At 36.1% G+C, this 13,489-nt stretch carries 8 protein-coding genes; 1 reads left to right on the forward strand and 7 read right to left on the reverse strand.

The window, feature by feature from the left end:
- Window positions 1–28: 28 nt before the first annotated feature.
- Window positions 29–139, reverse strand: a complete 111-nt coding sequence (locus tag AC5YDH_RS01890; RefSeq protein ID WP_496116588.1) for a hypothetical protein — start codon at window positions 137–139, stop codon at window positions 29–31.
- A gap of 699 nt (window positions 140–838) precedes the next feature.
- On the opposite strand from AC5YDH_RS01890, the gene AC5YDH_RS01895 reads away from it, so the two are divergent.
- Window positions 839–1,462: a CAP domain-containing protein gene (locus tag AC5YDH_RS01895; protein ID WP_496116589.1), complete on the forward strand. Its 624-nt coding sequence runs from the start codon at window positions 839–841 to the stop codon at window positions 1,460–1,462.
- Between the two features lie 47 nt (window positions 1,463–1,509).
- On the opposite strand, the gene AC5YDH_RS01900 is transcribed toward AC5YDH_RS01895, so the two are convergent.
- From AC5YDH_RS01900 to AC5YDH_RS01925, 6 genes are all read right to left on the reverse strand, one after another.
- A complete protein-coding gene (locus AC5YDH_RS01900) occupies window positions 1,510–2,571 on the reverse strand; it encodes a L,D-transpeptidase family protein (protein WP_496116590.1) in 1,062 nt (353 codons plus the stop codon).
- A 225-nt stretch (window positions 2,572–2,796) separates the two neighbouring features.
- On the reverse strand, window positions 2,797–4,233 hold the full coding sequence (locus AC5YDH_RS01905) for an HlyD family type I secretion periplasmic adaptor subunit (RefSeq protein WP_496116591.1): 1,437 nt from the start codon (window positions 4,231–4,233) through the stop codon (window positions 2,797–2,799).
- Window positions 4,233–6,365, reverse strand: coding sequence for a type I secretion system permease/ATPase (locus AC5YDH_RS01910; RefSeq protein WP_496116592.1), 2,133 nt, complete (start codon window positions 6,363–6,365; stop codon window positions 4,233–4,235). Before AC5YDH_RS01910 ends, AC5YDH_RS01905 begins: the two co-directional genes overlap by 1 nt.
- Window positions 6,366–6,497: 132 nt before the next feature.
- The gene (locus tag AC5YDH_RS01915; RefSeq protein WP_496116593.1) at window positions 6,498–7,865 is read right to left on the reverse strand and encodes a TolC family outer membrane protein; all 1,368 of its coding nucleotides are present in this window, start codon (window positions 7,863–7,865) and stop codon (window positions 6,498–6,500) included.
- A 137-nt stretch (window positions 7,866–8,002) separates the two neighbouring features.
- Window positions 8,003–12,463 carry a type I secretion C-terminal target domain-containing protein gene (locus AC5YDH_RS01920; RefSeq protein WP_496116594.1) on the reverse strand — a complete coding sequence of 1,487 codons (4,461 nt, stop codon included), beginning with the start codon at window positions 12,461–12,463 and terminating at the stop codon, window positions 8,003–8,005.
- A gap of 39 nt (window positions 12,464–12,502) precedes the next feature.
- On the reverse strand, window positions 12,503–13,435 hold the full coding sequence (locus AC5YDH_RS01925; RefSeq protein WP_496116183.1) for an IS5 family transposase: 933 nt from the start codon (window positions 13,433–13,435) through the stop codon (window positions 12,503–12,505).
- Window positions 13,436–13,489 lie beyond the last annotated feature (54 nt).

A 13,489-nucleotide genomic window follows, 5' to 3' on the forward strand; every position in this document is an offset into this window, starting at 1 on the left:
TTTTACTTTTAAAATTAACTTGGAGTATTTAAATCAAATAATCAATAAATAAAAAACCCACAGCGGTACCAATACATGAATAAAGTACAAGAATAAAAAATACAAAACTTGCTTTGTTTTTCTTTTTTAAAAAATTCATTGCCCCCTCCAAATAAAGACTCACTGTGCTTTATCATAGCGCATTACCACTCTAAGTAATTAATTTTAAATTATTAATATCAGCACCATTAATTCTGTTGAATATTTTAAATTAGCTATAATTTACATGCCAAATCTTATCGAGTGACATACACGACAACAGCACTAAGTGCAGTAAATAATTAATTTTTATATCAAAATGCACATGCAATCTACAACAAATAAAAAACTGATATATTTAAAAAAAGAATGATTAAAAACAATCAAAACATCTAGAAAAACGATATGAATCTAATCCATAACTTAATAAACTTAAATGTTTTGTATTAGACCTTAAAAGCAGCGCAGATTAGGAGGTAAATTCAGTACAAATAACTTTTTAACTTAAAGATAATGAAATTTCCATACGCATAAATATTTCAAATGAAATCACAGAAAAAATAAAATTATTATTTAGATTTCAATATTTTATATATAAATAATCTTTAAAACCATTACACAATCGAACACATTAAAACGAATAAAACTTAACAGTAAACTTCGCATCTAAAAATGTGATAACAAGCGATACAAACAGCAGATAAATACCTTAATCACACAAAAAGTAACAGAAAAACAATGCAAAAAAAGCTTAAAAATAATACTAAGTTTTAACTAAATTTTAATTTAAAGCCATATAAATAATAAGGAAAAATAATATATGAGACACTTCATTTATGCCTTTTTGCTCAGTGGAATATGCTCTCAAACTTTCAGTGCAGACACTCAATATATCAATATTTCTATTAAAAAAAGTGCCGATATAAATACGACTATCGAGCCTAGACAAGCAAAGATTCCAACAGATACAAAGCCACTTGTATTTATCAACACAACCAATCCAAATTGCCAACAGGTACATCTCACTAAATTCAAAACAGCTTTAATACAGGCAATTAATGAAATACGTAAGCAACCTAGACAGTGTGGTACACAATACCATGCTGCAACAAATGCATTAACATGGAATAACACACTAGAAAAAAGCTCCTACCAACAAGCACAGGATTTATCAAACCGTAAACTCTTAAGCCACACAAATATCTCTGGTTTACGCTTAAAAGAACGTTTGGCAAAAGTCGGATATCAAGGCAGCACGGGTGGTGAGAACTTAGCAAGTGGTCAAAAAACAGTGAATCAAGTTTTAAATGATTGGATGACACTAAGCCCTTCACACTGCAGCAATATTATGACAAGCAGTTACTCGGACTATGCTTTAGCTTGTGTCACAAATGTCAATACGGGGCGTACATATTGGGTGCAACAATTTGGCAAAAGAAATTAAGCGCTTTAAATACTCATGGATATAACGAATTAAAAGCGCCCAAATGATTAGTCGATAAATCTAACCTGTGTGCCTTTGACTACACTATTTGAGAGTGCTAAAGCATCCCAATTTGTCAGACGAACACAACCATGAGAAGCAGATTTAGATATTAATGATGGACTTGGAGTCCCATGAATACCAAAAGTTGGTTTCGACAGTCCTATCCAAACGCTTCCAACTGGGTTATTTGGACCCGGTGCTAAGGTTAATGGTTTCAGGTTTTTACCCTGTATGAAATTTTGGGGACTATAACTGTAATATGGATTTTTTGTTATATTGGTAATCGTATGCGTACCTGATGGCGATGGATTATCTTCACTACCAATTGTTGCCGGAAATGAAGCTATCATTTTATTATGTTTATCGAATGCATATAACTGCTTAATTTTTTTATATGCAACAAGATAAGCAATACCTTTGGGTAAACTTGTCGTTATATTTGCAACTACTATCGTATCGCCCACCCGATTGAACTGTGTATGCGGATTTAATTTCTGTAAAAATAATTCATCCATCTGAAAGCGTTCAGCAAGCATTTCAGTCACACGAACATAAGATAATGCTTTTAATTTAGATTGATCTAAATAATCTAATGGAACTTTATCGATATATGGGCCAGAAAGATCTGATGCCGTAATTTTATATTCAATAAAAGCAGGTTGATCATTCTCGTTTAATTTCATCCATGTTTGCTCATTCAAGATACCATTGCCTTGAAGACCATTCATAATCTGAAACGCAGAAATAGCTTTAATTGTATTTAAACCTAATTGTCCATTTACACCACCAGTCGAGGCATGATGCCTTGCCAAGAGTACCTGTGCTTTCGCATAAGTTGGTGAAGAATTTTTAGCTAACTCTTGATTAAAGCTGGCTTGATTTAAATGATCCAAAGTCCATTCATTCTTTTGTATTTGAGACAAAGAAATCGTATTAGAATGTTCTGTTATCTGAGCATTTTTTCCAATAGTCAAACGGCTTATATTGGGATTTAACTGCGTTGCTTCTACGCTAAATGAACTAATAAAAAAGATAAATGAATAAAGCGCTATCGTTATACGTTTCAAAATAAATCCTAAACCACATCAAATATAATGTGCTCAAAAATCATAAATTTGAATGAACACACATCATAAAATTAGAGACATCAGCTTAATTTATTTGCTCATGCCTCTAATTTTTTAATTCATACTTATTTAGATTTAAGTATTTTTATCAAATATGATGAAACCAATATTCTCTAAAAATAATCAAAAATCGAATTAAGCATTCTCCACCAAAGTAAATAAAAACTAACGCTCTGTTAAAGCATTATTTTTTGCTTTAGTAATTGGTTTCATCAAATAAGATAAAATGCTTTTCTTACCTGTCATAATATCAAGCTGAACAGTCATACCCGGAATTACAGGTAAATTCTTATCTATAGAGCGCTGATCTGTAACAGCACGCACTAAATAGTAAGTATTATCTTTTTCATCGGTAATTGTGTCTGGGCTAATATGCTTCACCGTTGCTGTCATACCGCCATAAATGGAAAAATCATAAGCATTAAACTTAATCACAGCGGGTAATCCTGGGCGAATAAATGCAATATCTTTAGGTGATATTTTTGCTTCGACAATTAATTGACTATCAACAGGAACAATTTCGGCAACTTGATCACCAGGCTTCACTACACCACCAATAGTGTTGAAATGAATACGTTGCACAATTCCGTTTGCAGGTGCGCGAATATCTGTTGTTTTAACTCGATCAGCAACACCTGACACACTGCCCTTTAAACTTACAAGTTGTGCTTGTGCATCTGCAAGTTCATTACGCCATTGGTTTTTTAAACTTACCGCAGCTTCAGATGTTCTAGATTGTGCCTCACCAATAGATGCACGAGAAGCTCGAACATTTGCTGCAGCTTGTTTTCTCTCACCATCTGCATTAGACACATCACGCTCTAAACGTAAAATATCCATTTCAGATACAGCACCTGTTTTTAGTAATGGTCGAGTTGTATTCAATTCACGTACCGCAATTCTATAAGCATTTTCAGCTTGAGCTAGTGCAGCTTGTGCAGATTGAGTTTCTTGTTGACGTTGTGAAACAGAGCCTTGATTGGTCATAGTACGCTGACTTAACTCACGCATACTTTCACTATAGTACTGACTTTCTTGCGCCAAAATTGTTGCTGCTTCTTCTGCAGCAACACCTGCAGGTACACTACTCGACACATAACCACTACCATTGACTTGAGCAGTTAAGCGTCTAACTTTAGTTTCAAGTGCAAAAATTTTCGCATTCATTTCATTCAAATTTGAACTGAAACGTGTTGGGTCAATACGAACTAAAAGTTGTCCTTTTTTAACTTTATCACCTTCATGCACAAGCACTTCTTCAACTACACCACCATCAACAGACTGTACAACTTGCATCTGCATAGATGGAATAACCTTACCCTCACCACGAGTAATTTCATCTACCTGAGCAAAAGCACTCCATAAGAAAAGTAGTACAAAAACAATAATAACTGTATATAAAATCCAACGTGCTTTCATGGGTTTTTGCGAGTTTTCAACCGCATGACTTTGTCCAACCCAATCATTTACTTGAGGTTCCTGATACTTTTTACCCCAAGGACTGAAGATTTTATTACCAAATATTTTCTCTGACTTTTCAATATTTTTTTCAATTTTATTAAAAAGTTTTTCACGTTTGGTTGGGTTTTTTTGCTCAGTCATTAGGCAGTCTCTACTTCAACACGTTTTGGCATAATGCTTTTTAAAACATTATCTTTCGGTCCATCTGCAATAATTTTTCCATCTTCAAGCACAATGATACGATCAACTAACGTTAATAAACTTGGCTTATGTGTGACGAGTAACAATGTATGTTGATCACTCATATGTCGTTTAAGCTGTTGAATAACATGTTGTTCTAGCCCTGCATCCATTGCACTTGTAGGTTCATCAAAAATAAGTACATTGGCTTGTTGTGCGATAGCACGAGCAACGGCTACTGCTTGACGTTGACCACCCGAAAGTCTTGAACCACCTTCGCCTACTTGTAGTGATAAGCCATCTTCATGACCTTTTAAAACCTGACCTAAGCCAGAAACCAACAAGCTACGTTCTAAAGCTTCACGGCTAATATGCGGATTACCTAAAGTAATATTCGACAGCACTGTGCCATTAAGTAGTTGAATATCTTGCGGAATATAACCAATTTGACTACGCAATTCACTTGGGTCAATTTGACCAATATTAGTTTGATCAATAAATACAGCACCTTCTGTTGGCTTGTATAAAGCCATAAGAATTTTTTCAATGGTGCTTTTTCCTGAGCCAATTTTGCCTAAAATCGCAACTTTTTCACCTGCTTTAATTGAAAAAGAAAGACTATTTAATGCCGAGCGTTGCTCATTCGGATATTTTAAGCTGACGTTATTGAACTCGATATTGCCAATAATATGTGGATGACTCACCCAACCTTTCATTTGGTCACGTTCTTGCTCAGCATTTACAATTTGATCGAGTTGCTTCAATGAACTTGATGCTTGATAATACTGTGTCAATAAGCCTGCAATTTGTGAAACTGGTGCTAAAGCACGTGTAGCAAGCATATAACATGCAATTAATGCACCTTGTGTCAGCTCGCCAGCCACAATTAAATACACACCCACAATAATAATAACAACACCTGTGGTTTGTTGTACCCATGCAGCAAATGAACCAACCGATCCACCTAAAAAGCGTAAGCGCGATGAATAATGAATCACAAAACCTGTCGCACGCTCCCAAATCGTCTGCATGCGAGTACTTGCATTAAAGCTTTTAACTGTTTCTTGTGAACTTAGTGTTTCAATTAAGAACGATTGACGTTGTTGTGATGCCTCTGTCATCTCTTCAGATAACTGTCTTAAGCGTACATGAGTCGACAACCCATAAGCTAAAATGGCAATCGCAGCGAATATCAGCGGAATTAAAAACACCCAAGATATAATCGAAATAACAATCATAAATAAGAGTAAAAACGGTAAATCAATTAATGATGCAACCGTCATTGAACTCGTAAAAGATCGAATTGATTCATAAGACTGCACACTTGACGCCATTGCACCTACAGACTGATTATTTTGTTCCATACGTCGACCGAGCACTTTTTCCATAATAAAAGCCGATAACTTTGTATCTGCTTTATTTGCGGCTAAATCGACAAAATAGCTTCTCAGCATTTTTAAACAAAAGTCTGCACAAATAACAATGAATATTCCTAAGGCAAGTACCCAAAGTGTGTCTGTTGCATGATTTGGCACAACTCTGTCATAAACATTCATGACAAAAAGTGGCATACATAATGCAAAAATATTGATAAATAATGCAGCTAATAATACATCTTTATAAATACTACGATGCTGATGTAAAACATACCAAAACCAATGTTGTTCAGTATTTTTAACTTTAACCTGATTATCCACAACGAACTGGCGCTGTTGTAAATAGATAACTGAACCCAAATACTTCTCTTGTAACTGATCAAGTGAAATATCAGTCACAGTGTCTCCCATTTCTGGAAAATATACGGTGGCTGTTTGTGTAGTTTGATCTAATCGATATAACACGCAAGCTGAGTGATCTTTCAATAAAATGATAGCTGGTAAAATTAATGTATTAATCTGTTGCAGTGGTTGCTGAACAGTATTGCTGCTTAATCCTACGCGCTCTGCTGCACGAGAAAAGTACTGTGGAATCAATTTGCCGCTAGGTAAAGGCAAACCTGAAAGAATACCTTGCTGTGTAATATTGATTTCATATTCTTTAGCAATGCGAATAAGGCATGATGCTAAAGGATCAAAAATAATTGAAATGGACACAAGTTCACCATTGATAGATAAAGAGCGTCTAATGTCCTCACTAACGCTCTTTACAGTATTTGGGTTTAGGTTTTATTTATTCCGAAAAAAATCGGTAAATCCTTAATAATAAGAAAAACCTGTTTTTAAGATTTACGATTGAGCCGCACATAAAGCAGTGGCGTTTAACTCACGATCACTCACTTCTGATATTGAAGGTAAGTTATCGCGTTGTACGCCAAGTACTGGTAATAATTGACCGACATGATAAAGAACTTGTAATTGAGCATTCATTAAGTCGTATTGAGCGCTTGAATAAGTTCGATTAGATTGGAATGACTCATTTTCTGCATCTAATACATCAAGCAAGCTACGACGACCAATATCAAACTGATCTACATAAGCTTTTACAACTGCATTAGATTCATCACGATGACGTTGTAACCATGTCATTTGATTCGATAAGTTATTTACACTGTTATATGAAACCGAAACAGATTGACGGATATCATTACAAGCCTTGTTTTTTAAATCATCTGATTTCATTACACGTGCAACTGCTGCTTTATAAGCTGCTTTATCTGCTCCACCATTAAACAAGTTATAATTCAAACGTAACTCAACACTACTATCTTGACCATGGTTACGTGGGTCAATATCTTCTTTAAAACTATTACGGTTTTGATAAAATCCTGTTCTAGCAACAAATGCAACAGTTGGATATAAAGCAGACTTCGCTTCTTGTGCTGCTGCACGGGTATACTGTGTTTCACTTAAAGCAGCTAAAAGTGTTTTATTATTTTCATACGAAGCACTCAAAGTGCCTTGCAAGTTAGAGGGAATAGAAGCATCTAATTCTACTGGTGCTAAGGTCTTCTCTGGTGCTTTCCCAACTAAACGCATATAACGAGCTTCTACATCAACTAAGTTTGCTTGTTCAGTCATTAAGTTTGTTTGAGCTAGAGATAAACGACCTGTCACTTGAGCTAAATCTGCACGGTTTCCAACACCTTGGTTTGCTCGTTGTTGAATTTGATTGAATGTGCGTTGATGATTATCTACATTTGCCTGTGCAAGCTTTACTAACTCACGAAAACGTAAAACATCTAAATATGCTTGAGATGCTTCTAAAGCTTTACGTTCAATACCATCATTCAATTCATAGTAGCTTTTTAATGCTGCATAATCGCCTTGTTTGACTTTGCTTTGCATACGAAAACCATCAAACAACACTTGAGTTAAACTAATTTCTGCCTGACCTTGTTTGCGCCAACCAATATCATCAAAATCTCGATCACTAGTTCCATATGCCGCATTGAAATCTACAGACGGTAAATAGCCAGCTTTTGCAACTTTTTGATTAGAAGTCGATTCTATAAAGCTATACCACTGTGCTTGAATGTCTGGATTTTTTTCAATTGCATATTTCGCTGCTGATTGAATTGTTTCCGCTGATACTGTTTTACTCGTAAGTGCTAACATAGCAATACATAACGAAGTCGTTAGGAGGTTCTGTTTCACAAAGTTCACCTTTCAATACATCTGTATATGACTATTGGTTGCAATAGCCCAATAAACATAAAAAATTTGGTTGTTTTTGCTTTTTAAAGCAAAAGAGTACCCTAAGGTCACCAAAAGCAACCTCAGAGAATGAATAATTAAATGTCGGTTTTTAAACTGCCCTGACTAAGCATGTCTTCTAAATTAGTCCAAGTATTGTTTTCAATCACAATAGAGACCGATTTATCATCATGCTTGATTTCTAATTGAGTATCTTTTCCAGAGAGTGTGCTGTGACTAATGTAATCGCTTAAAGATTGGCTTGAGTCCCAACCTAGATTATTAAGAAGCTGACTCACATCAATTTTATCTTGCTCTAATTGATTAAAATCTTTAACAATATCCTTTGAACCGTCGGCAGCATCAATATCCCACACAAAGGTATCTTGTGCCTCGGTTGCCCATAACAGATGATTTGGTTTTTCCAAAATATCTTCAAGTGTCGTAACATCCACACTATCGATCAATTTATCCGCTTCACTTGTCAGCGACATAAGGGCAGCTGGAGAAGCTGAAGAAATACCACTGACTTGAAATTCAAAGCTAGCACTGACTTTTTCACTGATTGTGCCATCTGCTGGAACGAATTTCCCATCAACAAGCATCGCTTCATACGTATAGGCTTCCGCTTCAATCTTTAATTTTCCACCCGTATTTTGGTGGAAGATTTCTAAGCGATCCAACTCCATTTGAGTTAAACCCGTAACGGTATATTTATACATCCCATTTTCATCTTTCACCATCGTAATACGATCAGCATTAATTTGCGTACCATTCGCACTAAATACGGCTGATGGATCGGTAAAGCCCTTTAAAATCAAATCAGCAACTTCAACATATTGATCTACGACGTCACTATTATCTACTGCAGATGGATCACGCATACCAATATTTAAGTTTAATACAACAAAATCTGAACCTTTTTCATTAAAGCTATAGGTCGGTACAAACTTTTGAACACCATCAGCAATAGGTTTAACCACAAAATCAAACTCATACTCTGAAGTAATTGATTTTAGAGTATTTTCACCGGTAGTAAGCGAAAGCTTCAAGTCTGGAAGTGTACCACTCCAATATGCTGGTGGTTTAATAGAAATGTATTTTGGCAATTCATTACCAGAAATTGGTAATGCCCAAATACCATCACCCGCATTAGTCGCCATTTTGGCAGAGTCTGCATCATTGCCATAATAAACAATAAAGCCAGCAGGAATATTTTCCAATACCGCCGAATATAAAATTTCATCTGTTTGGTGTGGCATATTTTCAAATTGAGTGAAATTCAATTGAATACTGCCACTCGAAGGAATCACTTTGCCATTCTGAACGCGACCACTGCCATTATGCTCATTACCTTGAGCACTTACAGTAACGTCTGGAATGTTATTCACAGGTTTAATCACCAATTGACCTTGACCATCGGAGATAATTACTTCTGTTGAATGACTTGTATCTAAAGAGTTTTCCTGATTTTGCACCCAAGCTTTAAGCTCAAAGTCACCTTTAGACCAATACGTATTATCTGCTAATTGATAATCTAAATGGATCTGCGTATTTGGTTCTACACCTTCAACCACATAAACCAATTGGTTATCATCTAAAGGTAGCTCAATCCCTAATGCTTTTAGATCTGCCGCGGTTAAGCTACTAACAGGACTGCCGTCGCTATACATTAATGTACCATTAAGATCAGACGATACAGTAAAGTACATTTTACCTTCAATAATTTTCCAGTCACTATCCTTATCCGCAGCATTTGAAACTGTAATATCAATCGGAATAATACTTTGATGACTATCCTCACGTATTTCGCTGGTGATGATTTTAATTTGCGCTGGATCTGTTACAGGTAAAATCGTTACATCTGAATGAGCAATATCACTACCCGATGCACCTGTTACAGAGTCACTCAAAGAAATACTAATATCTAAACCAGGTGCTTTACCTAGGTTATGCTTATTACCATTTTGGTCGGCACCAGTATTGACTTGAATTTCCTGTAAGGCTTTAGCCAATTCTGCTTTTAAATCAGCTTCTGTCAAACCTGTTATCGTTTTATACCAAAGCGTAATCGTTTTACCATTTTCAACCACTTGCTTAGGAAGCATATCCTCTAAACTAATGCCATCTCCCTTTTCAGTACGAACAGTAATTGTCATATCCAACTGATTACTACTACCGAAGTCGAATGATTTTAGATCAACCAACTGATCTAAACTGAATTTCACATCTTCAGTCGCAATATAATCTTTAATATCAATATCTATTGTTGGTGCTACAACATCATTAGCACCTTGACCACTAAAGTTTGTATTTAGCTTCCAACTCACGCTGGTTTGCTTCTCTTCAGCATTTTTATCTTGGGTAAAGACATCAATCGTAATTGGCCAATCTTTTAAATCACCATTAGCATATTGGGTCATTTTAAAAGTAATGTTTTGCTCTAATACACCAGTAAAATTACCCTTGGCTTCAAGCATCCATTTCCCATTACCCAAATAGTAGGCACCTTTAACCATCACCCCGTCAGGCACATTATTAATCATATAATAATTAATATGTTCACCGCCTTCTTCTAGATTAAAGTCATAGTCTTTTTCATTCGACCCTTCTGAATCTGTAGCGTGCTTAGATGATTCATCGACCTTTAGTGAAATATTCAATAAAACCGTAACTTCTTGATCATTTTTGACTGCTGTAAATTCAGTTTGACCTTTTTGTCCATCAATCGCACTGACTTCTAATAAAGCATCATCCGTTACTGGTTTAAAGTTTAATGTGTGCTGAATTTTATCGGCTTTAGACCAATCTAGGCTATCACTTTGACCTGAGTATTTAGTGACTGTTTTACCCTCAGCATTGATATAACTGTCTTTAGCAATATATTCAATATTAATAATTTTTTCACCACTAAAGTTTGCAGGGCCACGAACAAAAACAGCATCATCAGCATTGAGATAAATATAACCATCTGTATCTGCAGTCAGTGGTTGTGTACCTGCGGCATCTTTATATAGCACAATGTTTTGATTACTTAATTGATCGGCCTTAATACGGATCTCAGTAATCTCTTCATTGGTTTCATCGCCATTTTGATACACACTAGATAAGTTCAACTTTCCTAGTTCACCCGCAATTTCATCTTCCCACACATCTGAAGATGCTGATAACGTGATTTCTGGAGATGGATTTACTGTAAAGCTAACGTCTTTTTTAGGGAAAATTTTTGAACTACCATCATTTTCTGTCACCACGGGTTGCACAGTAAAGCTTTGCTCACCACTATAGTTGGCTGGAAGCTTAATACTAATATTCGCCAAATCTTCTTTATTGATTAACCAAACACGTTTTTCACCCTCACCGCCCAATAGGGTTACTACAGGTTTGCCCTGTTGATTAACCAATTCAAAGCCTTCTGGCAATCCTGTAATACGGATACTGAGTGTTTCTGAATCATCATTTGGCGTAGCGGCAAGCTCACCTGACTCAATTTTTGCAATAAAATTATCTAAATCAATTACATTAGCTAGATTGTTTTTTGAAGCAGTATTAGTATTGTTTTCTTCACCTTGCTTATCTAGGTTATTTTCCACCCAAGTCAGATTATCATTTACAACTAAAATAGGCGTATCAGGCACACCAATCACAGAAATATCAATTGGTAAGCTACTTTCTTTACCAATTGAGATAAAGCCATTAGATTTATCCGTCGTATTCGCAGTGACTTTCAACTCAGTATTATCACCATTGGTATTGCTATTGAGTGGCGGCGTATAAATCGGTTTAATCGCACCGGCACTCATCTCTTTTAATGTTAGCGTAAAGCTACCATCATCAGCTTTAACTAACTCATACTGACTACCCTTAGCATCCACATGTTGCCATGTACTTTGATCTGTCGTATCAAAGGTATGACCATCCAATGCAATTTTAGAACCTTCTGGTAATCCATGAATATTGATTTCAAATTTTTCTTTAGCATCGGTAGACTGTGTACGAATGAATAACTCTTTACTCGAATCTTCATTCATCACCACACGCTGATTCACTTGTAAAGTTACATCTCCAGCCGTTGGTAATACCACAATATTGGTTAGCCATGCGGTACCACTCAATGCATAAACTTTAGAACCATCATCTTCATCAGTATCGCTGGTTAAAGCTTCTACTTTAATGGCAAATAAACCATCACCATAAATATCAGGTAGATTAACGCGTACTGAATCTAGATACTCCATTGGTACAACGATATGTCCGTTAACCTCTATAGCCTTTTGCCAAGTAAGGCCACCATCTGTTGAATATTCAAATGTTGCATCAACAGGAGTTTTTTTATCGCCAGTAAATCCAGTAAGTTTGGCATAAGTTTGCTCTTTATGGTCGGTTGCATCATTTATAAGCACTTGGCCATCTTGGTTAAACCACCCCTCTTTAAGATCAAAATTATCTTGATTGATATAGAATGGTTCGCCTTCAAAGGCAAAAGAATTACCCTTTTTAAAATCATTAAATGATTTGTTATTTGGTGGGTAAACTACATCTGGATGGCTTTGTTGCATAAAGGCTTGAAAGGCTGAGCTCCCCTAGGTGAGCCAAATTTAAGAGACAACTTGGGTATGAGGACGACCTAATTCTGTGAATTTATTCAAGACTGCCATGCGTGCGTGGATCTCATTCACCTGACTAGGAAAACTCCTTGCTGTTAATTTATCGCCTAATAATTTGATGCAATGCATCTTCGTTTCAACCAAACTCCGACGGTGATAACCAGACCACTTTTTCCAAAGCGATCTACCTAGACGTTTGACTGTCTTTAATAACTCGTTCCGCTCGATAGACCTCGCTTGCTGATCTTTCCAAGGCTTTGCATTTTTCCTCGGTGGAATGATCGCATGTGCATCTCGATCTAAAATGACTTGTCGGCAATGCTTTGTGTCATAAGCACCATCTGTATAAACAGAATCAATTTTCTCATCCAAGGGAATTTGAGAAAGTAAATCTTCAAGTACTTGAGAATCACCAACATCATTTGTAGTGAGCTGTACAGCACGTATTTGAAGAGTTTTAGCATCTATAGCAATATGCAGCTTACGCCATTGACGACGATATTCAGCCCCATGTTTCTTGCATTTCCATTCACCTTCACCTAGAAACTTCAAACCAGTAGAGTCTACGAGTAGATGCAGACCATCACTACTTTTTTCATAGCTAATCGCAATATCAATATGTTTTTGTCTTCTGCAAAGCGTAGTGTAATCCGGCGCTGTCCAATCTAATCCAGAGAGTTTAATCAGACTTTGAACAAAACCTGTGACCATACGTAAAGAGAGTCGAAATAGAGATTTGATCATTAAGCAGCATTGAATCGCTGTATCGGAGTAGGTCTGATTTCGACCTTGCTTGCCTTGTGATTGTGCATACCACTGGGTCTTTGGATCAAACCAAATGGAAATATTACCCCGGTTGATTAAGGCTCGATTATAGGATGACCAATTGGTTGTACGATAGATTTTAGGGGCAGGTTTATTCATTTTGAAATTATATTGCTGAATAAGCCTTCCATGCTAGGTTTGTGCAACAAAGCC

It is taken from the genome of Acinetobacter sp. FY683 (genome assembly GCF_059515885.1).

Coding starts and splice junctions, on each gene's coding strand:
- AC5YDH_RS01925 (WP_496116183.1), bottom strand. CDS start 13,435: ATGAATAAACCTGCCCCTAAAATCTATCGTACAACCAATTGGTCATCC.
- AC5YDH_RS01905 (WP_496116591.1), bottom strand. CDS start 4,233: ATGACTGAGCAAAAAAACCCAACCAAACGTGAAAAACTTTTTAATAAA.
- AC5YDH_RS01890 (WP_496116588.1), bottom strand. CDS start 139: ATGAATTTTTTAAAAAAGAAAAACAAAGCAAGTTTTGTATTTTTTATT.
- AC5YDH_RS01895 (WP_496116589.1), top strand. CDS start 839: ATGAGACACTTCATTTATGCCTTTTTGCTCAGTGGAATATGCTCTCAA.
- AC5YDH_RS01920 (WP_496116594.1), bottom strand. CDS start 12,463: ATGCAACAAAGCCATCCAGATGTAGTTTACCCACCAAATAACAAATCA.